We start from the raw sequence: 24742 nt of genomic DNA, 5'->3' as shown, positions 1-24742 counted from the left end.
CCGCTAACACAAGACCGAAGACCGCGTCAGGCGATGCGCTGTTCGCTGTCGGCGTCGAACATGACCGCCCGGCTCATGTCGACCCGCAGCGCCAGCCGATTCCCCGGGGCGACGGCGCACTTGGGGCCGACTCGGGCGGTGATCTCTTCTTCGCCCAGCGGCAGGCGCAGCAGGATATCCGCCCCGGTCGGCTCGACCACGCTGACCGTCGCCGCCATTGGCGTCCCCTCCGCCTGGGCGCCCAAGCGCGCGTCCTCCTCACTAAAGTGCTCCGGGCGCAGGCCGAGAATCACCGTTTTGCCGATCCGCTCGGTAAGCGCTTCAGTTGTCCGCGCCGCGGGCCAGGGGAGCGTCAGGCTCTCCTCGCTCGGGGTATCGATACGCAGTTGAACCCCGCCGCCTTCCTGCTCGAGGGTGGCGCGAATGAAGTTCATCGAGGGCGAGCCCATGAAGCCCGCGACGAACATGTCTACCGGGTCGTTGTACACCTCGTCCGGCGAGCCCAGCTGCAGAATATGACCGTCGCGCATCACCGCGATCTTGTCCGCAAGTGTCATCGCCTCAACCTGGTCGTGGGTCACGTAAACGATGGTGGTACCCAAGCGCTGATGGAGCTTCTTGATCTCGGTGCGCATGTCGACACGCAGCTTGGCGTCCAGGTTCGACAGCGGCTCATCGAACAGATACACCTTGGGCTCGCGCGCCAGCGCCCGACCCATCGCCACCCGCTGGCGCTGCCCGCCGGAAAGCTGGGCGGGTTTGCGCTCCAGAAGGTGCGAGATCTGCAAAAGATCCGCTACCCGCTCCACCGCGTCAATGCGCTCGGCCTTGGGCACCTTGCGCATCTCAAGTCCGAAGCTGATGTTTTGGCGCACCGTCATGCTCGGGTAGAGCGCATAGGACTGGAATACCATGGCGATGTCCCGCTCGGCGGGGGTACGCCCGGTCACGTCCTCGCCGTCGATGCGGATGCGCCCGCTGGTGACCGGCTCGAGCCCGGCGATGGCGTTCATGAGCGTCGACTTGCCGCAGCCGGACGGCCCCACCAGAATCAGAAACTGACCGGACTCGATGGAAAGGCTCACGTCCTTGAGTACCCGCTCGCGGCCGAACTCCTTGCGTACCTGATCGATTTCAAGCGCTGCCATAAATTGCGTCCCCGTTATTGTTGAGTACTTAACCCTTGACCGAACCGGCGGTCAGCCCGCGCACGAAGTACTTGCCGGCCAGCACGTAAACCACCAGCGTCGGCAGCGCCGCAATCATCGCCGCCGCCATATTGACGTTGTACTCGGTAACGCCGGTCGAGGTGTTCACCAGGTTGTTGAGCGCCACCGTCACCGGCTGGGTGTCGTGGCCTGAAAATGCCACGCCGAACAGGAAGTCGTTCCAGATCTGGGTGAATTGCCAAATGATCGACACCACGATGATCGGCGCCGATACCGGCAGCAGAATGCGCCAGAAGATGCGAAAGAACCCGGCACCGTCGAGCTTCGCCGCCGACACCAGCTCATCCGGGATGCCGACGTAGAAGTTGCGGAAAAAAAGCGTCGTGAACGCGATACCGAACACCACGTGCACCAGCACCAGGCCAGAGCGCGAGCTGGAAAGCCCCAGCCAGCCAAGCGTCTGCGCCATGGGAAGCAGCACCACCTGAAAAGGAATGAAGCAGCCAAACAGCATCAGGGCGAACACGATCTCCGCGCCCTTGAAGCGCCACTTGGTCAAGGCGTAGCCGTTGAGCGCACCGAGTGTGGTCGAGATCAGCACCGCGGGAATCACGATGGCAAACGAGTTCCAGAAGTAGCCCCCCACGCCTTCGCAGCGCATACCGGTACACGCCTCGCCCCAGGCTTTGGTCCAGGGCGCGAGCGTCGGGTTCTGCGGAAGCGACAGCAGCGAGCCGGCGGTGATCTCGGACAGCGGCTTGATGGAGGTGATCAGCATGATCAACAGTGGCAGCGCGTAGAAAAGTGCGGCCAGAATCAAAACGGCGTAGAGCGCGCCGCGCAAAAGGCGCGCGCCGACGGTTTGGCGACGAATGGCATCAGCCATGGCGGCGGCTCCTCAGTTCCGAATAGAGATAGGGAATCAGAATCGCCAGCACCCCGCCCAGCATCAGCATGGCGCTGGCGGAGCCCAACCCGATCTGGGCGCGGTTGAAGGAGTGGGTGTACATGAAGGTCGCGGGCAGATCAGTGGCGTAGCCGGGGCCACCGCCGGTCAGCGCCACCACCAGATCGAAGCTCTTGATCGCGATGTGGGCCAGAATCATCACCGCGCTGAACACCACCGGGCGCAGGCACGGCATCACCACGCGCCAGTAAATGCGCGGTAAGCTCGCTCCGTCGAGCTGGGCGGCCTTGACGATGCTGTCGTCGATGCCTCTGAGCCCGGCTAAAAACAGCGCCATCACGAAGCCCGAGGCCTGCCACACCGCGGCGATCACCAGCGTATAGATCGCCATGTTCGGGTCGACGATCCAATCAAAGCGAAACGACTCGAAGCCCCAGCCCTGTACCATCGCCTGGATACCGAGCTGCGGGTTCAAGAGCCACTTCCACACCACCCCGGTGACGATGAACGACAGCGCCATCGGGTAGAGATAGACAGTGCGCAGCACCCCCTCCTGACGGATTTTCTGGTCGAGCAAAATGGCGAGCAGCGCGCCGATCACCAGGCACACCGCCACGAACAGCGTGCCAAAAATCATCAGGTTGGTAGAGGCGACCCACCAGCGGTCGTTGGCCATCAGCCGCGCGTACTGCCCGAAGCCGACGAAGTCGTAGCTTGGCAGCATGCGCGAGCTGGTCAGCGACAGCACGAACGTCCAGAGCATGAAGCCGTAAACGAAAAACAGGATCACGGCCGCCGAAGGCGCCAGCACCAGCCGCGGCAGCCACGCCTGCAGTCGGCCGGACGCCGTCGGCCGTCGGGCCTTCGGTGAAATCGAGTGTGTCATGGGGAAATCTCGCCGGTCAGCAAGGCGCGCCGCCGGGCGGCGGCGCGAACATCAAGGAACGTTTAGAACGAGGCCATCCGAGCGGCACTCACCAGGCGCTCGGCGGCCTGCTCGGCGGGCATGTTGGCGTCGTTGAAGTAGTTGGTCACCACATCGAAGATCGCACCCTGTACGTCGGCGCGTACGGCCATGCCGTGGGACATGCTCGGCACCAGGCCACCGGTGTCAGCGGTGCGCTGGAAATCCGCCAGCGACTGCTCGGCGCAGCTGTCGAACTCGCTCATGTCGAGATCCGGGCGGGCGGGAATCGAGCCCTTGGCCAGGTTGAAGGCTTCCTGGAAGGTCGGTTCGAGTACCAGCCGCGCCAGCGCCTGCTGGGCCTCGCGCTCACCGTCGTCGCTCACGCGGAACATGGCAAGGCTGTCGATGTTGAACGAGAAGGCATCTTCACTGCCCGGTGCGGCAGCGCACAGGTAATCCTCGCCGGCGGTGAGCCCGGCGGCGGTGAACTCGCCCTTGGCCCAGTCGCCCATCAGCTGAAAGCCGGCCTCGCCCTCGATCACCATATTGGTCGCGATGTTCCAGTCGCGCCCGGGCATACCCTCGTCCATCAGCTCGCGCAGGCGTTTGAAGGTCTCCAGCGCCTCGATCATTTGATCGCTTCCCAACGCCTCGGGGTCAAGCTCGACCAGCGACTGGCGGTAGAAATCCACGCCCTGGCTTCCCAGTACCACGCTTTCGAACACGGTGGCGTCCTGCCAGGCCTGGCCGCCGTGGGCCAGTGGCACGAAGCCCGCTTCGCGAATCGCCTCGCCGGCGGTGAACAGCTCGTCAAGGGTCGTGGGCATCTCGACCCCGGCGGCGTCCAGCACCTCCGGGTTGGCCCACAGCCAGTTGACCCGGTGCACGTTGGCCGGCACCGCCACATAATGGCCGTCGAAGCGCATGATGTCGGCGACCACCTCGGGCAGCAGCGCGTCCCAGTTCTCATCGGCGGCGACGTCGTCGAGATCACCCAGAAGCCCAAGCTCGCCCCACTCCTGAATTTCCGGGCCCTTGATCTGGGCCGCCGAGGGCGGGTTGCCGGACATGGCGCGGGATTTCAGCACGGTCATCGCGGTTTCACCGCCGCCGCCGGCCACGGCGAAATCTTCCCAGCCGTAACCTTCGGCTTCCAACAGCTCCTTGAGCACATTGGCCGCACGGGCCTCGCCGCCAGAGGTCCACCAGTGGAGGACCTCGACATCGCTTGCCTGAGCCCAGGTGGTGGCGGCAATCGAAAGCGCAAGGCCGAGAGCGGACTGGCGCAAAGACGGTAGAGGCAAAGCAGGTAGACGCAAAGTGGACATGGTGGCTCCTGGCGTTGTTATTGTCGGCGGCGCGGGTCGACTGTGATAAGACGTTCGGCTGGTTTTAAGACGCTCGACTGTTTTAAAACAATGGGCCGCGTTCGAGCGTGCCCTTTACGTGAGGGTACGCCGCCGCACAGGCAAACGGGAGTATCGCTTTCCTACAAAGTGTTGGCGCTTTATTACAAGCCGGTAACATTGGCCTGACGGGCAAGCGTCAGCGTGGCGACGAGTCCGCCGGTGGGATGATTGGCAAGCGTGATATCGCCCCCGTGAGCGCGGGCGATGTGGCGGGCGATGCCTAGCCCCAAGCCGCTGCCGCCGGTGTGGCGGCTACGCGAGGCTTCAAGGCGCACGAACGGCGAAAAGACCCGATCGAGCTGTGACTCCTCGATGCCGGGACCGGCATCTCGAAGGCGAATCGTCACGCGCTCCGGGGCGTCGATGATCTCGACCCGGGCGTGCTGGCCGTAGAACACCGCGTTCTCCAAAAGGTTCGAAAGACAGCGCTTGATCGCCAGCGGCTTGACCACCAAAGGCACAGCCTGGCCGGTGATCTCGACATCGCCGCCCTGCAGGCAAAGCTCCGAGGCGAGATGAAGCGCCAGCGCCCCGATATCCGTAGCCGCCGGTTCCTCGTGCAGGTCGAGCCCCTTGACCGAGGCCAGCGCCCCCTTGACCAGCTCGGAAAGCTCGTCGAGCGAGGCGCAAAAGCGCTCGCGCTGGCGCGGATCGTCGAGCATTTCGGCGCGAAGGCGCATGCGGGTAATCGGGGTTTTCAAATCGTGGGAGATCGCCGAAAAGAGCCGCTCACGCTCCTCGACCTGCTCGCGTATGCGCCGCTGCATACGGTTGAACGCCGCCGCCGTCGCGGCGACTTCTCTCGGGCCGCTCTCCTTGAGCGGCGGTCTATCCAGGTCGTCGCCGAGCTGGCGCGCGGCGCGCGCGAGTCGCGCCAGGGGCCGGATGGCGCTTTTGATGCTTAAAAGCGAGAGCCCCAGTACGCTGATCAGCACCAGCACCCCCACCAGCAGGCGCTCCTCGGAAAGCCAGGCGCTGGCGCTAAAAATATCCGGCACGCCGAGCAGCGTGGCGACATAGAGCCACATGTTTGGGGCGAGCTCGAGCTGGACCACCAGGATCGGCGGCGACAGCGGTTCCATCAAGAGGCTGTGCTGGCCCCAGCGCGGCGGCAGGTCATGCAGCAGCACCTCGTTATTAAAAAGGCGCAGGGTGTCCGGGCGCGAGAACTCGACGACGATATCCTCGATGGCGAGTTCGCGGGCCAAAATGGTGTGGACGTTATCCACCACCAGCGCCTTTTCCGGGCCGTCACCGATATCGACCACCGGTATGCGCCGCTCGTTGACGCTGACGAAAAAACGCGTGCCGCCCATGTTGCGCAGCTGATCGAGCACGATATGGCGGTAGTCCACTGGCAGCGAGCGAAAGTACTTCATGGTCGCGGCGATACTTTGCGCCATGTTGCTTGAAAGCTCGTCGAGCTGTTCGAGCTGGCTGGCGCGCACCTGAGCGCTCCAAAGCGCGTAGCTGCCCGCTTGGGCCGCCAGCACCCCGGCGATCATGATGATCACGAAGCGCCCGCGAAGCGTAGCCGGAAGCAGGCGTTGAATACGTCGTTTCAGCGTCATCACCCGAGGGCATCGACCCGGGCGGTGAGCACGTAGCCCGCCCCGCGAACGGTACGAATCAGCTGGGAGTGTTGGGCGTCCTCGCCCAGGCGCTGGCGCAGCCGGCAAACGTGAACGTCGATGGAGCGATCCAACGGCGGCGCGTCGCGCCCGCGGGTGAGCGTGTAAAGATCGTCGCGGGTGATCACCGTCGCCGGGCGCTCGAGAAACACCTGTAGAAGCTGAAAGTCGGCGCCGGAGAGCGCGACCTGGACGCCGCGCTCGTCCGTCAGCTCACGGGTGGTGCGGTCGAGCTGCCAGGCGCCGAAGCGTACCACCCGGGCGTCTTCGACGCTGGCCGGCGCCGGGGCGTGGGCGCGGCGCAGCACCGCCTTGATGCGCGCCAGAAGCTCGCGCGGGTTGAACGGCTTGGCCACGTAGTCGTCGGCGCCGAGTTCGAGGCCCAGAATGCGGTCGGTGTCATCGCTGCTGGCGGTGAGCATGATGATCGGCAGATCCCCCTGGCGGCGCAGGCGGCGACAAATGGCGAAGCCGTCGTCGCCGGGCATCATCACGTCCAGGATCAAAAGGTTTGGCGTGCTCGTCGCAAGCGCCTTGAACAGCGAATCGGCACCGTCGGCGGTCTGTACCCGGTAGCCGTGGCGGCCCAGATAATCCGCCAGCAGCTCGCGGATCTCCGGGTCGTCGTCGACGACCATGATGCAGTCACTCGATGGGGTCATGATAAGCGGGTTCCGGCTCATTATCGTTGGGTCACGATAATGGTGGAGAGCTCCGACCTCTACAAGCGGCTATCGACCAAGGTGGTAGACGCCACGCCCGTCTTTAAAGCCCAAAGCGCTCGCGCAAAAGTGTCGCTACGCCGGCCTCGCCGTGGTGGCCAATCTGGCGCCCGCGCCCCAGCCGGCTGGCCATCTCCGGGTGGGCGTTGGCCATATAGTGGGCCTCGCCGGCGAGCGCGAGCATCTCGATATCGTTCAAATTGTCACCAAAGGCGAGACACTCCTCGGCGCGCAGATTCAAGCGCCCGAGCAGTGCGGCAAGCGCTACACCCTTATTCACCCCGCCGGCCATGATCTCGAGCGAATTCGGCGTGGAGTAGGTCACGTGGAGCTCGTCGCCGCCAATCTCGCGCACCCGCGCCTCGATGCGAGCAAGTGCCTCGGGCTCGCCGCCGTACAGCACCTTGCCGATGCCCTCACTGGGCATGTCGCTTGCCGGCACCACCTGGTAGACGAAGCCGGTCGCGGCGTGCATCGCCAGGTGCCCCGGCGATTCACAGTCGATGTACCAGGCATCGTCCAGATAAAGGCTCAAGCGCACGTTGGCCGGGCGCTCGAGATTGATCAGCGCGCGGGCCTTCTCCGGGTCGACGTGATGGGCGTCGAGCACAGTATCGTCCGGGGCGTGGGTGTAGGCGCCGTTGCTGCTGATCAGGTGCATCGGCACGTCGATCTCGTCGCGAAACACCTTCATGTCGCGGTAGTGGCGCCCGGAGGCGAGCGTGAGCTGGTGGCCCTGTTCGACGAGCGCGCGCAGCACCTCGATGGTGCTGTCGTGCAGAACGTGATCGCTTCCCAGAAGCGTTCCATCCAGGTCGGAAACAATCAGCCGGGGGGTCATGGGAGGCTCCTTGAGCGGGTGGGCGCGCCTGAAAGCGGCAAAAAAAGCGGCCATCAGCTTAACCGATAATCCTGAACGCGGGTAAGTCATTGACCTTTCGTGGGCGCGGCGCGCTCAAGGCGCGGGGTAATTGGCGCGGTGGGCGGGAATCCGTATAGTGGCAGGCTACTCTCGCCAACTGATTGAACTCATGCTGCAAAATAACTCCGTGCTGGCTCAGCTCAAGCAACAGATTCGTGACACCACGCCGCGCGCCGAAGGCGTGATCAAGGGCACCGAGAAAGGCTTCGGCTTTCTCGAAACCGACGGCGGCGACTCCTACTTCGTGCCGCCCCCCGCCATGAAAAAGGTGATTCACGGCGACCGGGTCGAGGCAGTGATTCACGAAAACGGCGACAAGAAGTCCGTCGACCCGGAAAAGCTGATCGAAGCGGGCCTGGACCGCTTCGTCGCACGCGTGCAAAAGCGCGAGGACCGCCTGGCCGTGGTGCCGGATCACCCGTCGATTCGTAACGTCATCAAGGCGCGCATCAAGCGCAGCCTGGACGAGTCGAGCATCAATGATGGCGACTGGGTCGTGGCGCGGCTGGTGCGCCACCCGCTGAAAGAGAACGATCGTGGCTTCTTCGCCCAGATCGACGAGCTGGTGGCCAAGGCGGACAACCCCGCGGTGCCCTGGCGTGTGACGCTCGCCCGCCACGCGCTGGAACAGGCAAGCCCCGAGGCCGGCAGCGACTGGCCGCTGCGCGACGAGGGCCTGACGCGTGAAGACCTGACGGCGGAGTCCTTCTTCACCATCGACGGTGAAAAGACCCGCGACATGGATGACGCTCTGCGCATCACTACCCGCGAGGATGGCGGCTGGGATCTCTCGGTGGCGATCGCTGATCCGACCGCTTATGTAGACGAAGAGCACGCCGCGGACCTGGAAGCGCGGGTGCGCGCCTTCACCGTCTACCTGCCGGGCCAGAACGTGACCATGCTGCCCGAGCAGTTGGCCGACGACCTCTGCTCGCTTTGGGAAGGCAAGACCCGCCCGGCGCTCGCCTGTACGCTGACCGTCCATGCCGACGGCAGTCTCGGCGACTACCGTTTCTTCGCCGCCGAGGTGCAGTCCCACGCCAAGCTCGTTTACGACCGCGTCTCCGACTGGTTCGACGGCCAGGGCGACTGGGCGCCGGCGGATAACATCGGCGAGCAGCTCAAGGCGCTCAAGGCGATGACCGAGGCGCGTACCGCCTGGCGCAACGAACACGCGCTGGTGTTCAAGGACCGCCCGGACTACGTTTTCGAGCTGGATGAAGCGGGCAACGTGCTGGCGATCAATACCGAAGAGCGTCGCATCGCCAACCGCATGATCGAAGAGTCGATGATCGCCGCCAACGCCTGCTGTGCGGACTATCTCGCCGCAAACATCGGCCACGGTATCTTCAACGTCCACCGCGCCTTCGAGCCGGAGAAGGCCGAAGCCGCCCAGGAGTTCCTCGCCGGCCAGGAGATCACCGTGGGCCTCGAGGCGCTCACCGAGCTCGAGCACTACAAGGAGCTCAAGCGGGCGCTGGAATCCCGTGACGACGCCTGGCTCGACGCCCGTCTGCGCCGCTTCCAGGGGTTCACCAGCATGTCCGCCCAGCCGGGGCCGCACTTCGGCCTGGGGCTTGCCGCCTACGCCACCTGGACCTCGCCGATCAGAAAATACGGCGACATGGTCAACCATCGCCTGATCAAGCGCGTGTTGAAAGGCGAGCAGGCCCCCGCCGAAGCGAGCCAGGCGCTGACCGAGCAACTCACCGAGCGCCGCCGCCTCAACCGCATGGCCGAACGCGACGTGAAGGACTGGCTCTACGTGCGCTACCTGACCCCGGCGGCAGAGAACCAGGAAGTGTTCGAGGCCGAGATCATGGCGATCAACCGGGGCGGCATGCGCGTGCGCCTGCTCGCCAACGGCGCCACCGCCTTCGTGCCCGCTCCCTTGATGCACGCCGATCGCGACAAGGTGGTGATCGACGACAAGGAAGGCCGTATCCAGATCGAAGGTGAGGAGCGCTACAAGCTCGGCGACGCGCTGCGCGTGGCCCTCACCGAGGCGCGCGAGGAGACCCGCTCGCTGGTCGCGCGACCGGCGTAACGCCTCCTTCGCTCGCACCTCACGCCACGGCCCCTGCCGTGGCGTTTTCGTTCTGGCCGCGCTGTCGTCGAACTGTCGCATTTCTGCTCTATGGTGATCCGATGACACTTGCGTGGCACGGAGATGACCTTGCTTACGGCCGATATCACCATGTTCCATGCGCCGTCAAGCGGCGGCGTACGCACCTACCTGCAGGCCAAGCACCGCGTCTTGAACGCGGCCGACGTGCGTACCAGCCTGCTGGTGCCCGGCGCCGAGCGCGATAGCCTGGGCGATCTGCATACCCTGGCCGCCCCGCACCTGCCGCTGGGCCAGGGCTACCGTTTCCCGCTGCGCCGCAGCGCCTGGCGCGAGGCACTGATCGAACTCTCCCCGGATCTCATCGAGGCAGGCGACCCCTACGTCACCGCCTGGGCCGCCCTCGAGGCGGGCCAGCGCCTGGGGGTGCCGGTGGTCGGCTTCTACCACTCAGACCTGCCACACCTGATGGGCGATCGTTTCGGTGAGCGCGTGCGCGACCGACTGATTCGCTACGTGGTCGATTTGTACCGGCGCTTCGACAGCGTGCTCGCTCCCTGCCAGGCCATGGCCGAGCGCCTGACCGACTGGGGCGTGGCCAACGTTCGGGTGCAGCCGCTGGGTGTGGATCTCGAACGCTTTCACCCTCGCCACCGGGATGCCCAGCTTCGCGCGCGCCTGGGGATCGGCGAGGAGAAACGCCTGCTGATCTTCGTCGGGCGTTTCTCTCGCGAGAAGAACGTCGATGTACTGCTCGCCACCCTGCAGCGACTGGGCAGCGACTACCACCTGCTGTTGATGGGCCCGGGCATGCCGACCCGGGTACCGGCCAACGTGACCTCGGTGAGCCGCTGCTGCGGCGTGCACGAAGTGGCCACGGCACTGGCTAGCAGCGATGCCCTGCTTCACGCCGGCACCCGCGAGACCTTCGGGCTGATCGCGCAGGAGGCAATGGCCAGCGGCCTGCCGGTGATCGGGGCCCGCGCTGGCGCGCTGATCGAGAACGTGCCGCTGGGCGGCGGCATCCTCTGTCCGCCCCAGGACCCGGACGCGATGAGCGAGGCCTGCCGGGCACTGTTCGCCAACGACATCGCCGCCAGCGGCCGCTTCGCCCGTCACTTCGTCGAGCGTCGGTTCGGCTGGCCCACGGTGATCGGCGAGCTGCTCGATCACTACTGCACCTTGACCGCCACCGAGCGCCACGATGCCCTCTCACGAACCCGTTCGCGCTAGGTTTCGCCTTCGCCGCTATCAGCTGGTCCTTCTGCTCGCGGCACTGGTCCTGCCATTGGCACTGACCTCGCTGGCCGGCGGTGAGCAGGCGCTTGCCTACCTCGAGGCGTTTCCTTTCACACTTCTGGCGCTGATGCTCGTCACGGCGGCGCTTTGCTGGAACATCAACGCGCTGCGCCTTCGCCTGATGCTGGGCAAGCGCGCCTCCCTCAGCCAGACGAGCGCCTTGGGCATCGAACTCGCCGCCAAGTTCGCGCTGTGCGCCACCCCCGGCGGCAGCGGCGGTCCGGTGACGCTGCTGGCGCTGCTCAACCGACGCGGCGTACCGCCCGCCAAGGGGGCGGCGCTGTTTCTGATCGATCAGGGCTGCGACTCGCTGTTCTTTCTTGCCATGCTTGCCGTGGCCGTTGGCGTCTCGCTGGTCGGCGACCCCGGCTGGCCTTACCAGGGCGTGATCCAGGCAGCCTTGGCGGGGCTGGGGCTCGCCCTGGCGATGGCGGCGCTCGCCATCGCCTACCTGCCCAGGCTGTTGCGCTTGCCCAGCGCGACAAGGCGCGCCCCGGCCCGGCGGCGCTGGCTGGCACGGCGGCTTTTGCGCTGCCGTCATGCGATTGGGGTCACGCTGCGCCTGCCTCGACCGATGCTTGGCGCCATCTTGGCGCTCACGGCGCTGCACTGGCTGTTGCGCTACAGCCTTCTCTACCTGGCGGTGCTCGGCGTGGGTGGACAAGTCGATTGGTTCTGGAGCTTTCTGGTCCAGATGCTGGCGCTGGCAGCGAGCCAGCTGAGTTTTCTGCCCGGCGGCGCGGGCGCGGCCGAACTCGGCGTCGGTACGCTGCTGCTGCCGCTCATGACCCAAGAGCGCGTGGTCGCGGCGGTGCTCATCTGGCGGCTGGTGAGTTATCACCTTTACCTGTTGGCCGGCGCCCCGATCTTGCTATGGCTCGTCTTCACGCAGTGGCGCAATCGTCACGCCTTCGATCCCGTGGGCGTCGAATAGCGTCTCGAGCGTACCCGCCTGCTTGAGCTCGTCGATGAAGCCATCGAGAAAATCGACTGCGGCGCGGGGGCCGTCCTGCGGCACCCCCATCGCCTGCTTGATGGTCATGAAGTGCCCGGGCAGCATTCGCAGGCCCGAAAACTCCTCGAGCCCGGCTTCGAGCTGCTGCTTGACGCCCGCCGCCACTTCCAGCCCGTGCTCCATGAAATAGGCCACCACCGTCGGCGATGTCGGCGAGCGCTGAAGCGTTGCCCGCTCGATAGTACGGCTCAAGAACAGATCATAAGCGCTGCCCTTGCCCACCGCGATACGATGCTCGGGCCGGTCGACCTCATCGAGGGTCTGGATCGGCGAGTCGTCGCGAACCAGATACCCGCCTTCTATCAACATGTAAGGCGCCGTGAACGCGATACCCTCGCCACGCGTCGGGTCCTGGGCGAAAAAGCCCATGTCGGCCTCGTGCGCCGTCACGGCGGTCACGGCCTTGCCCGCCGCATCGAACACGATCAGCTCGAGCTCGAGCTCCAGGCGCTCGGCCAGCATGGTGGCGATATCGACGGAGACACCTGTCGGACGCGTGGCGCCGGCCGGCAAATTCGCCAGCGTCGGGTTACCGACGTTGATCGTCACCCGCAGCACGCCGGTGGGTGCCAGCGCCGCGCGTACCTCATCATGGTGGTTCATGGGTTTTCCCTTTACAGCATTGACGTGCGTTAAGCATCGCTGTTCAAACGGACATCGCTTGTCCGCTTGAACAGCGCGCTATCGTAAACCTTGGTACGCCGCGCGCCTTCGAGATGCTTGCGCATCAGGCTCGCCGCCTCCAGGCCGTCCATGCGTTGAATGGCGTACAGAATGTCCAGATGCTCGGCGGACTGACCCTTGCGCGAGGCGCGCTTGTCGACCTGCCTGTACTCCACCAACCGACGCAGCTGGTTCAAGCGCTTCAAGGACTGCAAGATGAACCGGTTGCCCGACCAGGACGCCACGGTTTCATGAAACCGGGTGTTGGCATCGAAAAGCTCTTGAGCCGTCATGTAGGAGTAGCCCTGACTGGCGATGAACTCCTGCTCGGCGATCAAACTTGACAACTCTTCGCGGTGTGGCTCGAAACTCGGGCCGAGAATCGCGGCGGGTTCGTTGACGATGCGGAAATAGTAACTCTCCTCGTAGGCCTCAACGGAATCCACCACCGGCATGAAATGCCAGCCGTGTCCGGCGTTTCGCTCGACCCAACCCTCCTGCTGGATCCGCGATAGACACTTTCGCAGCTGGTTTCGGCTGACCCCTAGAAGGCGCATCATTTCGGCTTCGTTGACATCTGCTGCAAGCTTGCCATCCAGGTGGAACTCGGCGATGCGCTGATAAAGATCATCATCGGCATTGCCGTCGAGCAGCTTGAGCGTGGCGGTCAGCTCCTCCGCCGCGCAGGCGAGGAAGAAACCGCGATTCTTGTCATACTGAACGGCCCCAAGCTCTTCAAGGATGGACAAGGCAGACTTTACCGGCGAGCGCGAAACACCCAGCTCCTCGGCAAGGGCCGTGGTGACCAGGCGCTGATGGGCAGCGTAACGCTCACGGCGTGCCAGGGCGATGATTTCCTGGGCGATTTTTACCTGCAACTCATTGGTCTTCAAATTTTTCTCCGATGACACGACGGCTGCGTTCATCACCCATATCGGTGGACGCCGGGTAGCTTTATCGATGACGAGTAGGCCATCTCAATCAAGAGTTTAGCGTTATCTCGCCGCCTGATGAACCCACCTGTAACCCACGCAACAAAAACAGGCGCCGTTAAGGCACCTACACGCTGAATACGTTCCAGGGCGCACCGTCCTTGCGATGCGCCCTGGCCGGCTGCGAGCTTATTCGCCGCGCAGGCCCAGATCGGTCAGGATCGTCTCGAACACACCCTGCTGCTCATCAAGGAAAGCCCCGAACGTTTCGCTATCCTGGTAGGCATCAATCCAGCCCAGCTGGTCACGCGCACGCTGCCAACCGTCGGTCTCGAGCATCGCGGCGAACAGGTCTTCATAGTAGGTCACCGCCTCTTCGGGCATGTCCGGGGCGCCCATCACGCCACGCCAGATATCGAAGGTGTAATCGATGCCCTGCTCTTCGTAGGTGGGCACGTCGGCCAGCACGCCGCCCAGGCGCTCGGGAGACGACACTCCGAGGGCACGCAGGCTGCTGCCTTCGCCAAGCTGGCCGGAGGATTCACCCGCCCCGGTGATGCCAGCGACCACGTGGCCACCCAGCACGTTGGTGATGACCTCGCCGCCCCCGGTAAAAGGCACATAATTGACGTTGACCGCATCCATGCCCGCTGCATCGGCAAGGCCCGCCAACGAGATGTGGTCCATCGACCCCGGCGCGCTACCACCGGCGATACTCATGTTCGGGTTCTCGCGCAGATCATCGAACAGATCGTTCAGATCCTGATAGGGGGAGTCTGCCCGTACCAGCACGATCGAGTAGTCGGTGATCAGCCTGGCGATGGGGGTGAAATCGTTATGGTCGTAGCGCGAAGCGCCCGCCAACGGCACCAGGATGATCGGCGGGCTGGTCGCGAACAGCTTGTGCGGGTTACCCGATTCGCGGGCGATCTGCGCCCACCCTACGGCACCACCGCCACCGGGCACGTTGATGACGGCAAAGCTACTGTCAGACAGCCCCTCTTCCTGAATGACCCGCGAGCTGGTTCGCGCCAACGTATCCCAGCCGCCGCCCGGGTTGGAGGGCGCCAGAAATTCGATACTGCGGGTAGGCGACCACGTCTGGGCCTGCGCACTGCTCATGCCAAGTGTTGCCACACAGGAGGCCGCGATCACACAGCCAACCCGGGTCTTCATTGCTATTGTCATTGTCGTTTTCCTTCTGGAATGAAAAAACCGCCTTGAACGCTCAAACGCTTCGCCAGATCATGTCCCTGAAAAAACGGGGCAAGGCGATTGCACGAACCTTCATACGCACATTGATGAGAGCCAATGGAAGAGCCGAACTCGAGAGCCTTGCTCAAGCGGCCCCTTTAACATGGCTTTTATTAGCATATAGGCCAAAATTTATAAAAAAATTCTACTTTAGTCTTTTTTTTGGAGTGCATAATTGAATTATTTTTTAAAATAGTACAATAATGTCTTCGCTAGCCAATGGGAGACCAATAATGAATTCGACCGACTACATCAGCCATCTCACGATCAACGGGCAGGCGTATCGTTTCTTCGATACGCCAAAAGCCTTTGCCGCAATGGGCGAGGATTATCAACGCCTCCCCTTCAGCCTTCGCGTGCTGGCCGAAAACGTGTTGCGCCATACCGACCAACCCGAAGACCTGCTGAGAGTGCTGGCTCGTCGTGACCGGTCGAAGGATCTTCCATTCAGCCCGGCGCGCGTGGTGCTCCAGGATCTACTGGGCACGCCGGCGCTGGTCGACCTGGCGGGGCTACGCGATGCCTTGCAGGATCAAGGACAGGACCCGCAGCGGGTCAACCCGGCCGTGCCCACGCACCTGGTGATCGACCACTCGCTGAACGTCGAACACTGGGGCGATGCCTCGGCGCAGCGTGACAACGAAACCATCGAGCGCGAACGCAACGCCGAGCGCTTTTCGTTTCTCGACTGGTGCGACCAGGCCTTCGACAACCTGGCGATCATTCCCTCCGGCAAGGGCATTCTTCACCAGATCAACCTCGAGCGCCTCACACCGGTCATCGCCGCCACCCAGCAAGGCGGCGCGACCTGGCTGCACCCGGATACCCTGGTCGGCACCGACAGCCACACCACCATGATCAATGCCATCGGCGTATTGGGCTGGGGCGTTGGCGGCATCGAGGCAGAGGCCGCCATGCTGGGCAAGTCGCTGGCGATCCGGATTCCTGAAATCGTGGGTATCCACCTCGATGGCACGCTGCCCAGCGGCTATCTGGCCACCGATATTTCGCTGATGATCGCGGAGAAGCTGCGCCAGGAAAACGTCATCGGCTGCTATCTCGAGTTCTTCGGCCCGGGCGTCAACCAGCTGTCGCTGGCCGATCGTGGCACGATTTCCAACATGGCCCCGGAGTTCGGTGCGACTGCGGCCATCTTTGCCATCGACGAGCAGACGCTTCGCTACATGCGCATCACCGGACGCGGCGGCGAAATGGCCCAGCGCACCCAGCAGTACGCCGAACATCAGGGCTTGTTGAACGACTCGCTGACCAACGTCGATTACGACCGCGTCATCTCGTTTGACCTGGCCTCCGTTAAGCGCGCGATTTCCGGGCCGAAGAAACCTCACCAGCGCATCGTGCTGGGCCAGTCGGAAAAAGCCGGCGGTGCGCTTTCCGACAAGCTCGAAGACGAAAGCGTCGTCATCGCCGCCATTACCAGTTGCACCAACACCTCCAACCCCAAGAATGTGCTGTGTGCGGGTCTGGTGGCACGCAACGCCCGCAAGCGTGGTTTACAACGCGCCCCGTGGGTAAAGACATCGTTTGCGCCGGGCTCACGGGTGGTCAGCGGTTATCTGGCCGCCTCGGGCTTGCAGGAAGATCTCGATGCGCTGGGTTTCAACGTGGTCGGCTATGGCTGCACCACCTGTAACGGCATGTCCGGCCCCTTGATCAACGAAGAGGTCGAAGATCAGGTTCGCTCGCAAAAGCTCAATACCGTCGCGGTGACCTCGGGCAATCGTAATTTCGAAGGCCGCGTTCATCCGCTGGCCCGGGAAGTCTTCATCATGGCCCCGCCTCTGATCGTGGCTTACGCGATCGCCGGCACCTACCGCTTCGACCCGCTCAAGGATGCCCTTGGCACGGATGCCGACGGCACGCCGGTGTATCTGGATGAGCTCTGGCCAAGCGATGAAGAGCTTGCCGCTCTCGAGCAGTCGTCGCTGACCGAGTCGCTGTTCACCCGCGAGTACGCCGATATCGCAAGTTCAAGCGACATCATCGTCAAGGCGCGCCAGAACGACACCCCCGCGACCTACGCCTGGCAGCCTGAAAGCACCTACATCCAGCGTCCGCCCTACTGGACGCCGGAACTTGGCCCGATCGACCCGCATCGGGATCTTGTCGATATGCGCCCGCTGGCCATACTGGGCGACCACATCACCACCGACCATATTTCGCCTTCCGGCGCCATCCTGCCGGAAAGCGATGCGGGCCAGTTCCTGCAGGCCAAAGGGGTCAGCCCGGCGGAGTTCAACTCCTACGGCACGCGTCGCGGTAACCACGAAGTCGCGCAGCGCGCCACCTTTGCAAGCCCGCGCCTGAAAAACGAGATGCTGGCAGACGAGCAGGAAGGGCCGATCACGCTGTTGATGCCTGAAAAGCAGCAGACCAGCATTTTTGAAGCCGCCTGCGAGTACGCCACACGCCAGCAGCCGCTGGTGGTCATTGCCGGCAAGGAGTACGGCAGTGGCTCGTCACGCGACTGGGCGGCCAAAGGCCCTCGCCTGCTCGGCGTGCGCGCGGTGGTCGCCGAAAGCTTCGAGCGCATCCACCGCACCAATCTGGCTGGGCTCGGCATCCTGCCGGTGGAGTTCACCGATGGTGATACCCGCTTGAGTCTTGCCCTGACCGGCGAAGAGACGTTCAGCCTGAAGGGCATCGACAGCAACTTTCAGCCCGGCGACATGCTGACGCTCTCCATCACGCGTCCCGATGGCCAGACCCGGGACGTGCGCGTGAAGTGTCGCCTCGATACCTTCGAGGAAGTGCGCTTTTTCCGCAGTGGCGGCCTGTTGCCCCAGCTGCGCAACGAATATCTCGGCACTCAACAGGAGACAGCGACCCCATGAAGCAGCGTCCGATTCCCGCCACCTACATGCGTGGCGGCACCAGCAAAGGCGTCTTTTTCCTGAAAAGCGACCTGCCCGAAGACGCCAGGGAGCGCGATGCCTTGCTGCTGCGCGTCATTGGCAGCCCCGACCCTTACCAGAAGCAGATCGACGGCATGGGCGGCGCCACGTCGAGCACCAGTAAAGTGGTAGTGATCAGCCCTTCCGAGCGCGACGACTGCGACGTCGACTACCTGTTCGGCGCGGTGTCGGTCGAAGAGCCGGTGATCGACTGGTCGGGCAACTGCGGCAACCTCACCTCGGCGGTCGGCCCCTTCGCGATCCAGAAAGGGCTTGTCGATGCCCCGTCGGAGGGCAACGCGACGGTGCGCATCTGGCAGGCGAACATCGAAAAGCACATTCACGCGATCGTCCCCATGGAAGACGGCGAAGTGCAGGAGCTCGGTGACTTCCAGCTCGACGGCGTGACCTTCCCGGCCGGTGAAATCGTGCTGGAATTCTTGTCTCCCGCCGGCGGCGATGGCAAGCCACTGTTCCCCACCGGCAACCCGGTCGACACGCTCGATCTGGAAGGGTTCGAAGGCGTTCAGGCGACACTTCTGGATGCGGGCAACCCGACCATCATCGTCGACGCCAGCTCGCTTGGCCTGACCGGCTGCGAGATCGGCGATCAGGTCAATGGCGACGCGGCGCTTCTGGCGCGCTGCGAAGCGATACGTGCCCACTGTGCGGTGCTGATGGGGCTGGCTAAAACCGCCGATGAGGCCACGCGTAACCGACCGCATACGCCCAAGCTTGCCTTCATCGCCGCGCCGCAAGACTACCAGGCGTCGAGCGGCAAGAACGTAGCGGCCAACGATATCGACCTGGTGGTGCGCATTCTTTCCATGGGTAAGCTACACCATGCGATTACCGGCACAGGAGCGCTTGCGATTGCCGCTGCGATTGCGGTTGAAGGCACCCTCGCCCGGGCACTGACCGGCGATCTGGGCAGTCGACAGGCAAGCCTGGGCCACGCCTCTGGCATCGTCGAAGTGGGTGCGACGGCCTCCCACGATGGCAACGCCTGGCAGATCGACAAGGCGATCATGAGCCGCAGCGCCCGGCGGCTGATGGAAGGCGCCGTACTGGTATAACGCCCCGCGCGATATAACGAGGCGGTAGCCCATGAACGTGTGGCCATGAACGAAAGCCAGCGCACTTGCGCTGGCTTTTTTTCATTCCCCCTTCTCGTTATCTGCTTTAGCGAAAGCGGCGGAAAAACTCACGCAAGTCCTCCACCAGCAGCATTGGTACATCGATGGCGGCAAAGTGGCCGCCCCGGTCGTAGTGCTTCCAGTGAACGATATTATTGGCGCGCTCGGCGATTTTCCGGATCGACAGCAGATTATACGGAAAGAGTGCCACGCCCGTGGGTACCGTATTCATCGCCTCGGCGCCACCGGCGCCGCTTCGGGCATCCTCGAGATACCAGCGCGCCGACGATTCGGCCGTGCGGGTAAACCAATAAAGCGATACGTTGGTGAGTACCACGTCGCGGTCGTGGGGCTCGGGCGGCGCGTAGCGCCCAAGCCCTTTCATCGGATCGACGATCCAGGCCAGCTGCCCGACCGGCGAGTCGGTCAGCCCGTAAGCCAACGTAAGCGGGCGCTTTTGATGCACGCCCTGGTGGCAGGAGTGTTCGTTGAAGCCCGCCATGAAGGCCATTTGCGACTTCTCGCTTTCGGTAAGATCGTCGAGTTCTCCTGGCACGCCAGTCGGGAAGGCGAATATCTCGAGCACATGTATCGCGCGAAGCCCCGCCGGCTTGGCAATGCCCATCTCGCGAGTGATGAACGAGCCGGCATCACCGCCGTGGGCGACGTAGTGCGAATAGCCAAGCCCCTGCATCAGCGTATCCCAGGCTTTCGCGATGCGCGCGCTGTCCCAGCCGGGTTCGATGGTGGGGCCGGAAAACCCGAACCCGGGAATCGACGGGATCACGACATCAAAGGCATCGGCGGGGTCACCCCCATACCGGCGCGGGTCGGTCAACGGGCCGATCAGCTCGGCAAAATCCGCAAAAGTGCTGGGCCAGCCGTGCGTCATGATCAAAGGCTGGGCTTCGGGCTCCGGCGAGCGAACGTGGATGAAATGAATCGTCTGATTATCGATGGTGGTCAAAAACTGCGGAAAGCGATTGAGCCGCTGCTCCTGCTTTCGCCAATCGAAGCCGTCTCGCCAGTACGCCACCAGCGCCTTCGCGGTATCCAGATCGAGGCCGTACTCCCACCCCGAGCCCGGCACACTGCTGGGCCAACGTACGCGCTCAAGGCGCGCGTGAAGATCATCGATCTCACTGTCCGGAATGGCTATCTCGAAAGGCGTTATCTGCAAAGGGGTCGTGGTTGAAGCTTCCGCCTGTAAAGGCGTGGTCGGGGCAGGTTTCATGAAGACCTCTGTGTCATCGGTATGGAAGGGTTATTGGCCTGGATGCCAACGCTCAACGCATTGTCTGGAAGATATCGGCAATTCTGGCCACGGTATTCCAGTTGCGGTTGGTGCCTATTGCCCCCAGCGCCTTGAGACCAAAGCCTGCAGGTACTTTCGACTGATCGATGGGCGTTTGGCCGAACCACACATAGAAATCGCCGTTCGCCGTTCGTTCAATCTTCTCGCCCTGAACGGCACGCTGACGTAGCTGCTCGAGACCTGCGTCGGGAAGCGGCTCGCGCATGATCCACACCAGTAATCGAGACGGCAGATCCGCCGCCTCCTCGACAAACGGATTGGCCTCCATGAGGATCTGCCATTCGCGGGCGGTTCTCACTACCATGTGAGTCGGTTGGCCGTAAAACGCCGCACACTCGGCTTCCAGCTGCGCTTCGAGCGCCTCATTGGATTTGTCGGAATGAAACAGCAAGTTGCCCGTGGCAATGACCGACTGGACATCACGGCCGCCCACGCGCTCGACCAGCGCGCGCGCATCGGCCATTTTTACGCGCTGTTTGTCGATGACAACACTGCGCATCAGTGCGACTTTTAGTGACATGACGATCACGTTCCTTCATGGCTCCAGAGTATCGCCATATTAGCGCTACCTGCTGGTACCTGGTGCTGTCGTGAAGAAAAAATTACGCCACTGTTAACGAGCAGACACAAAAAAGCCAGTCAGCGTTAACTGACTGGCCTCACGCTCGAAAGCGTTTTTCTACTGAAGGTCAATCAAACCACGACTTACCAGCCGGTGGCTTCCTTCAGCGCGTCGCCGATGTCGGCCAGCGAACGAACGGTCTTCACGCCCGCCGCTTCGAGCGCGCCGAACTTGTCGTCCGCGGTACCTTTACCGCCGGAGATGATCGCACCGGCGTGGCCCATGCGCTTGCCGGGAGGCGCTGTCACGCCCGCGATGTAGGCAACGACCGGCTTGGAGACGTTGTCCTTGATGTAGGCCGCCGCTTCTTCTTCCGCGGTGCCGCCGATCTCGCCGATCATGACGATCGCTTCGGTTTTCGGATCCTTCTCGAACATCTCGAGGATGTCGATGAAGTTGGAGCCCGGAATCGGGTCACCGCCGATGCCCACGCAGGTGGACTGGCCGAAGCCGTGATCGGTGGTCTGCTTGACCGCTTCGTAGGTCAGCGTGCCCGAGCGAGAGACGATGCCCACGCGGCCCGGCTGGTGGATGTGACCGGGCATGATGCCGATCTTGGTCTCACCGGGGGTGATCACGCCGGGACAGTTCGGGCCGATCAGGCGAACGCCGAGCTCGTCGCATTTTACTTTCGCGTCGAGCATGTCGAGCGTGGCGATGCCTTCGGTGATGCACACGATCAGCTTGATGCCGGCGTTAGCGGCTTCGAGGATCGAGTCCTTGCAGAACGGGGCCGGCACGTAGATGACGCTGGCTTCGGCGCCGGTTTCCTTGACCGCTTCGGCAACGGTGTTGAACACCGGAAGGCCCAGATGCGTCTGGCCGCCCTTGCCCGGCGTAACACCGCCGACCATTTGCGTACCGTAGGCAATCGCCTGCTCGGAGTGGAACGTGCCCTGGCCACCGGTGAACCCCTGGCAGATGACCTTGGTGTTCTTATCGATCAGGATACTCATTACTTGCCCTCCGCTGCTTTGACGACCTGCTGAGCGGCGTCGCTCAGGCTGGTGGCAGCGATGATGTTCAAACCGCTGGAAGCGAGCTTCTCGGCGCCCAGCTCGGCATTGTTACCTTCAAGACGCACGACGACCGGCACGTTGACACCGACCTGCTCGACGGCGCCGATGATGCCTTCGGCGATCATGTCGCAGCGCACGATACCGCCGAAGATGTTGACCAGTACCGCCTTGACGTTGTCGTCGGACAGGATGATCTTGAACGCTTCCGCCACGCGCTCCTTGGTAGCACCGCCGCCTACGTCGAGGAAGTTGGCCGGTTTACCGCCGGAGAGGTTGACGATGTCCATGGTGCCCATGGCCAGGCCAGCGCCGTTGACCATGCAGCCGATGTTGCCGTCGAGGGCTACGTAGTTGAGCTCCCACTTGGCGGCGTCGGCTTCACGCTGGTCTTCCTGGCTCGGGTCACGCATTTCCTGCAGGTCCGGATGACGGTACAGGGCGTTGGCGTCCAGGTTGATTTTGGCATCCAGACAGTGCAGGTTGCCTTCGTCGGTGATCACCAGCGGGTTGATTTCCAGCAGCGCCAGATCCTTGTCGTGGAACAGCTTGGAAAGTCCCAGGAAGATCTTGGTGAACTGCTTGATCTGGTCGCCTTTCAGGCCCAGGTTGAAGGCCAGTTCACGCGCCTGGTAGGGCTGCGCGCCGACCAGCGGATCGATTTCCGCTTTCAGAATCTTCTCCGGCGTCTCTTCCGCGACCTTCTCGATCTCGACACCGCCTTCGGTGGAGGCCATGAAGACGACGCGACGCGTGGTGCGGTCGACGACCGCGCCCAGGTAGAGCTCGGAGGCGATGTCGGTGCAGTTCTCGACCAGAATCTTGGCGACCGGCTGGCCTTTCTCGTCGGTCTGGTAGGTCACCAGGTTCTTGCCCAGCCACTGCTCGGCAAAGGCTTTCGCTTCTGCCGGGTCCTTGATCAGCTTCACGCCGCCCGCTTTACCGCGACCGCCCGCGTGCACCTGGGCCTTGACCACCCACATGTCGCCGCCGATCTTTTTACACGCTTCTACCGCTTCTTCCGGCGTGTCCACGGCAAAGCCCTTGGACACCGGCAGACCATAATCGGCAAACAGCTGTTTGCCCTGATACTCGTGAAGGTTCATCGATTCATGCCATTGGTTGCATGTGACTCGAACGATGGCCGGTGCAGACACCGGTCATCCCCGTGCCTTCACCCCGAAAGCCGGGGTGTCGGCGTTGCGCCACGCAAGGTGGCGCCTGGTGGTTACAGAACGCGTTGGAACGCCGCTGACGACCTACTTGCGCTTCTTGCGGTTTGCCATGTGAATGGCGTGCCCGTCCACCGCGAGCGCGGCTTCGTGAACCGCCTCGGACATGGTCGGGTGGGCGTAGCAGGTCAGCGCCAGATCCTCGGCGCTGGAGCCGAACTCCATCGCGATCACGGCCTGGGCAATCAGCTCGCCGGCGTGCTGGCCAACGATGTGTACGCCCAGGATGCGATCGGTTTCGGCATCGGCGATCACCTTGGCGCTGCCTTCGGTGGCGTTGTTCGCCATGGCGCGGCCGCTCGCGGCGAACGGGAAGGTACCGGTCTTGACCTCGATACCCTTGGACTTGGCATCCTGCTCGGTCATGCCGACCCAGGCCACTTCCGGCGCGGTGTAGATGACACACGGAATGGCGTCGTAGTTCATCTCGGCTTTTTGGCCGGCGATGATGTCCGCCACCATGATGCCTTCTTCCGAGGCCTTATGTGCCAGCATCTGACCGCGCACACAGTCACCGATGGCGTAAACGCCCGGCACGTTGGTGCGGCACTGGTCGTCGACGAAGATGAAGCCGCGCTCGTCGAGTTCGATGCTGACGTCATCAGCGATCACGCCCTTGGTGTAGGGGCGACGGCCAACGCAGACGATCAGCTTGTCGAAGGTGATCTCCTGCTCGCCGTCACCGTCGGTGTACTTGACGACGACTTCACCATCCTTCACCTCGGAGCCGGTCACACGGGCGCCAAGTTTGATGTCCAGACCCTGCTTTTTCAGCAGCTTCTGGGTTTCCTTGGCGACAGTGGTGTCGACCATCGGCAGGAAGCTGTCCATCGCCTCGAGCACGGTGACTTCCGAGCCCAGACGATTCCACACGCTGCCGAGTTCGAGGCCGATGACGCCAGCGCCGATCACGCCCAGCCGCTTCGGCGCATCCTTGAATTCGAGCGCGCCGGTGGAGTCGACGATCAGGTCGTCGGTCAGCGGCGTCGGCGGGATTTCGACCGGCACGGACCCGGCGGCGATGACGATATTGTCGGCTTCGTACTTGGTAGCGTTGCCGTCAAGGTCGGTGACTTCGACCTGGTTGTTGGCGACGACCTTACCGGTGCCGTCGATCGCGGTGACGCCGTTGGCCTTGAAAAGGCCAGAGATGCCGCCGGTCAGATTTTTGACGATCTTGTCCTTGCGCGCCATCATCTTGGTGACGTCCATGGAGACGTCGCTGGCCTGAATGCCCAGGTCATCGAAGTCGTGCTTGGCTTCGACGTACTTGTGCGAGGCTTCCAGCAGCGCCTTGGAGGGAATGCAGCCCACGTTCAGGCAGGTGCCGCCGTGAACCACGTTGCCTTCCTTGCCCTGCCACTTCTCGACACAGGCCACTTTCTGACCCAGCTGGGCGGCGCGAATGGCAGCAACGTAGCCACCGGGGCCGGCACCGATAACGATTACATCAAACTTGTCAGCCATGTTGGCTCCTTTCGCTTGGTGACCCTGAATGCGTGCGATTCAATCATGACAATCGAAACACGAACCCAGGGCCTGGGGCGATAACTTGAAACACCTGAACGAAACGTCGGGGTTCGCCGCCGAGTTTCAACCCGGCGGCGCAAG

General features: G+C 63.2%; 20 protein-coding genes. 5 read left to right on the top strand and 15 right to left on the bottom strand.

Going from position 1 to position 24742, the window contains the following annotated elements; translation table 11 throughout:
• Positions 1-26 precede the first annotated feature (26 nt).
• The 7 genes from ACGK9R_RS12405 to ACGK9R_RS12375 all read right to left on the bottom strand — a co-directional run bounded on the left by ACGK9R_RS12405 (position 27) and on the right by ACGK9R_RS12375 (position 7586).
• Positions 27-1148 (bottom strand): ABC transporter ATP-binding protein, encoded by a 1122-nt coding sequence (locus tag ACGK9R_RS12405; RefSeq protein WP_394581697.1) that lies wholly within the window; start codon positions 1146-1148, stop codon positions 27-29.
• 28 nt (positions 1149-1176) lie between these two features.
• Entirely contained in the window at positions 1177-2055 is an 879-nt protein-coding gene (locus ACGK9R_RS12400; protein ID WP_394581695.1) for a carbohydrate ABC transporter permease, read from the bottom strand.
• Positions 2048-2962: a carbohydrate ABC transporter permease gene (locus tag ACGK9R_RS12395; protein WP_394581693.1), complete on the bottom strand. Its 915-nt coding sequence runs from the start codon at positions 2960-2962 to the stop codon at positions 2048-2050. Before ACGK9R_RS12395 ends, ACGK9R_RS12400 begins: the two co-directional genes overlap by 8 nt.
• Before the next feature lie 62 nt (positions 2963-3024).
• Positions 3025-4311, bottom strand: a complete 1287-nt coding sequence (locus ACGK9R_RS12390; RefSeq protein ID WP_394581691.1) for an ABC transporter substrate-binding protein — start codon at positions 4309-4311, stop codon at positions 3025-3027.
• A gap of 182 nt (positions 4312-4493) precedes the next feature.
• Positions 4494-5963 (bottom strand): ATP-binding protein, encoded by a 1470-nt coding sequence (locus ACGK9R_RS12385; protein ID WP_394581689.1) that lies wholly within the window; start codon positions 5961-5963, stop codon positions 4494-4496.
• On the bottom strand, positions 5963-6685 hold the full coding sequence (locus ACGK9R_RS12380) for a response regulator (protein ID WP_394581687.1): 723 nt from the start codon (positions 6683-6685) through the stop codon (positions 5963-5965). The genes ACGK9R_RS12385 and ACGK9R_RS12380 overlap by 1 nt, the downstream gene beginning before the upstream one ends.
• A 103-nt stretch (positions 6686-6788) precedes the next feature.
• A complete protein-coding gene (locus tag ACGK9R_RS12375; protein WP_394581685.1) occupies positions 6789-7586 on the bottom strand; it encodes an HAD family hydrolase in 798 nt (265 codons plus the stop codon).
• A gap of 190 nt (positions 7587-7776) precedes the next feature.
• Between ACGK9R_RS12375 and ACGK9R_RS12370 the strand changes: the two genes are divergently transcribed.
• The 3 genes from ACGK9R_RS12370 to ACGK9R_RS12360 all read left to right on the top strand — a co-directional run bounded on the left by ACGK9R_RS12370 (position 7777) and on the right by ACGK9R_RS12360 (position 11965).
• Positions 7777-9714: an exoribonuclease II gene (locus tag ACGK9R_RS12370; RefSeq protein WP_394581684.1), complete on the top strand. Its 1938-nt coding sequence runs from the start codon at positions 7777-7779 to the stop codon at positions 9712-9714.
• A gap of 123 nt (positions 9715-9837) precedes the next feature.
• Positions 9838-10965 (top strand): glycosyltransferase family 4 protein, encoded by a 1128-nt coding sequence (locus tag ACGK9R_RS12365; RefSeq protein WP_394581682.1) that lies wholly within the window; start codon positions 9838-9840, stop codon positions 10963-10965.
• Entirely contained in the window at positions 10937-11965 is a 1029-nt protein-coding gene (locus tag ACGK9R_RS12360; protein ID WP_394581680.1) for a YbhN family protein, read from the top strand. The genes ACGK9R_RS12365 and ACGK9R_RS12360 overlap by 29 nt, the downstream gene beginning before the upstream one ends.
• Here ACGK9R_RS12360 and ACGK9R_RS12355 read toward each other — a convergent pair.
• The 3 genes from ACGK9R_RS12355 to ACGK9R_RS12345 all read right to left on the bottom strand — a co-directional run bounded on the left by ACGK9R_RS12355 (position 11903) and on the right by ACGK9R_RS12345 (position 14829).
• Complete coding sequence (locus ACGK9R_RS12355; RefSeq protein ID WP_394581679.1) at positions 11903-12649, bottom strand: transporter substrate-binding domain-containing protein; 747 nt, start codon at positions 12647-12649, stop codon at positions 11903-11905. The two genes, ACGK9R_RS12360 and ACGK9R_RS12355, sit on opposite strands and share 63 nt — an antisense overlap.
• 29 nt (positions 12650-12678) lie before the next feature.
• Positions 12679-13602, bottom strand: coding sequence for a GntR family transcriptional regulator (locus ACGK9R_RS12350; RefSeq protein ID WP_394581677.1), 924 nt, complete (start codon positions 13600-13602; stop codon positions 12679-12681).
• 228 nt (positions 13603-13830) lie between these two features.
• On the bottom strand, positions 13831-14829 hold the full coding sequence (locus tag ACGK9R_RS12345) for a Bug family tripartite tricarboxylate transporter substrate binding protein (RefSeq protein WP_394581675.1): 999 nt from the start codon (positions 14827-14829) through the stop codon (positions 13831-13833).
• Positions 14830-15128: 299 nt separating this feature from the next.
• Between ACGK9R_RS12345 and acnA the strand changes: the two genes are divergently transcribed.
• Both acnA and prpF read left to right on the top strand, forming a co-directional pair.
• Positions 15129-17750 (top strand): aconitate hydratase AcnA, encoded by a 2622-nt coding sequence (gene acnA / locus ACGK9R_RS12340; protein WP_394581673.1) that lies wholly within the window; start codon positions 15129-15131, stop codon positions 17748-17750.
• Entirely contained in the window at positions 17747-18886 is a 1140-nt protein-coding gene (gene prpF / locus ACGK9R_RS12335) for a 2-methylaconitate cis-trans isomerase PrpF (RefSeq protein ID WP_394581671.1), read from the top strand. The genes acnA and prpF overlap by 4 nt, the downstream gene beginning before the upstream one ends.
• Before the next feature lie 106 nt (positions 18887-18992).
• Here prpF and ACGK9R_RS12330 read toward each other — a convergent pair whose 3' ends face one another.
• The 5 genes from ACGK9R_RS12330 to lpdA all read right to left on the bottom strand — a co-directional run bounded on the left by ACGK9R_RS12330 (position 18993) and on the right by lpdA (position 24598).
• Positions 18993-20180: an epoxide hydrolase family protein gene (locus ACGK9R_RS12330; protein WP_394581669.1), complete on the bottom strand. Its 1188-nt coding sequence runs from the start codon at positions 20178-20180 to the stop codon at positions 18993-18995.
• Between the two features lie 52 nt (positions 20181-20232).
• Positions 20233-20781: a DUF1697 domain-containing protein gene (locus ACGK9R_RS12325; RefSeq protein ID WP_394581667.1), complete on the bottom strand. Its 549-nt coding sequence runs from the start codon at positions 20779-20781 to the stop codon at positions 20233-20235.
• 185 nt (positions 20782-20966) lie between these two features.
• Positions 20967-21839 carry a succinate--CoA ligase subunit alpha gene (gene sucD / locus ACGK9R_RS12320; protein ID WP_394581665.1) on the bottom strand — a complete coding sequence of 291 codons (873 nt, stop codon included), beginning with the start codon at positions 21837-21839 and terminating at the stop codon, positions 20967-20969.
• Positions 21839-23005, bottom strand: coding sequence for an ADP-forming succinate--CoA ligase subunit beta (sucC, locus tag ACGK9R_RS12315; protein WP_394581663.1), 1167 nt, complete (start codon positions 23003-23005; stop codon positions 21839-21841). The genes sucD and sucC overlap by 1 nt, the downstream gene beginning before the upstream one ends.
• 153 nt (positions 23006-23158) lie before the next feature.
• The gene (lpdA, locus tag ACGK9R_RS12310) at positions 23159-24598 is read right to left on the bottom strand and encodes a dihydrolipoyl dehydrogenase (RefSeq protein ID WP_394581661.1); all 1440 of its coding nucleotides are present in this window, start codon (positions 24596-24598) and stop codon (positions 23159-23161) included.
• Positions 24599-24742: the final 144 nt, after the last annotated feature.

Source organism: Halomonas sp. HNIBRBA4712, assembly GCF_043558675.1.
In the GTDB taxonomy this organism is placed as follows: domain Bacteria; phylum Pseudomonadota; class Gammaproteobacteria; order Pseudomonadales; family Halomonadaceae; genus Vreelandella.
This window is presented reverse-complemented; position numbering and strand designations above follow the sequence as displayed.

What these genes read in the sequence shown, in the direction of transcription:
- ACGK9R_RS12405 (WP_394581697.1), bottom strand. Translation starts at nt 1,148, where the DNA reads ATGGCAGCGCTTGAAATCGATCAGGTACGCAAGGAGTTCGGCCGCGAG.
- ACGK9R_RS12400 (WP_394581695.1), bottom strand. Translation starts at nt 2,055, where the DNA reads ATGGCTGATGCCATTCGTCGCCAAACCGTCGGCGCGCGCCTTTTGCGC.
- ACGK9R_RS12395 (WP_394581693.1), bottom strand. Translation starts at nt 2,962, where the DNA reads ATGACACACTCGATTTCACCGAAGGCCCGACGGCCGACGGCGTCCGGC.
- ACGK9R_RS12390 (WP_394581691.1), bottom strand. Translation starts at nt 4,311, where the DNA reads ATGTCCACTTTGCGTCTACCTGCTTTGCCTCTACCGTCTTTGCGCCAG.
- ACGK9R_RS12385 (WP_394581689.1), bottom strand. Translation starts at nt 5,963, where the DNA reads ATGACGCTGAAACGACGTATTCAACGCCTGCTTCCGGCTACGCTTCGC.
- ACGK9R_RS12380 (WP_394581687.1), bottom strand. Translation starts at nt 6,685, where the DNA reads ATGACCCCATCGAGTGACTGCATCATGGTCGTCGACGACGACCCGGAG.
- ACGK9R_RS12375 (WP_394581685.1), bottom strand. Translation starts at nt 7,586, where the DNA reads ATGACCCCCCGGCTGATTGTTTCCGACCTGGATGGAACGCTTCTGGGA.
- ACGK9R_RS12370 (WP_394581684.1), top strand. Translation starts at nt 7,777, where the DNA reads ATGCTGCAAAATAACTCCGTGCTGGCTCAGCTCAAGCAACAGATTCGT.
- ACGK9R_RS12365 (WP_394581682.1), top strand. Translation starts at nt 9,838, where the DNA reads ATGACCTTGCTTACGGCCGATATCACCATGTTCCATGCGCCGTCAAGC.
- ACGK9R_RS12360 (WP_394581680.1), top strand. Translation starts at nt 10,937, where the DNA reads ATGCCCTCTCACGAACCCGTTCGCGCTAGGTTTCGCCTTCGCCGCTAT.
- ACGK9R_RS12355 (WP_394581679.1), bottom strand. Translation starts at nt 12,649, where the DNA reads ATGAACCACCATGATGAGGTACGCGCGGCGCTGGCACCCACCGGCGTG.
- ACGK9R_RS12345 (WP_394581675.1), bottom strand. Translation starts at nt 14,829, where the DNA reads ATGACAATAGCAATGAAGACCCGGGTTGGCTGTGTGATCGCGGCCTCC.
- acnA (WP_394581673.1), top strand. Translation starts at nt 15,129, where the DNA reads ATGAATTCGACCGACTACATCAGCCATCTCACGATCAACGGGCAGGCG.
- prpF (WP_394581671.1), top strand. Translation starts at nt 17,747, where the DNA reads ATGAAGCAGCGTCCGATTCCCGCCACCTACATGCGTGGCGGCACCAGC.
- ACGK9R_RS12330 (WP_394581669.1), bottom strand. Translation starts at nt 20,180, where the DNA reads ATGAAACCTGCCCCGACCACGCCTTTACAGGCGGAAGCTTCAACCACG.
- ACGK9R_RS12325 (WP_394581667.1), bottom strand. Translation starts at nt 20,781, where the DNA reads ATGTCACTAAAAGTCGCACTGATGCGCAGTGTTGTCATCGACAAACAG.
- sucD (WP_394581665.1), bottom strand. Translation starts at nt 21,839, where the DNA reads ATGAGTATCCTGATCGATAAGAACACCAAGGTCATCTGCCAGGGGTTC.
- sucC (WP_394581663.1), bottom strand. Translation starts at nt 23,005, where the DNA reads ATGAACCTTCACGAGTATCAGGGCAAACAGCTGTTTGCCGATTATGGT.
- lpdA (WP_394581661.1), bottom strand. Translation starts at nt 24,598, where the DNA reads ATGGCTGACAAGTTTGATGTAATCGTTATCGGTGCCGGCCCCGGTGGC.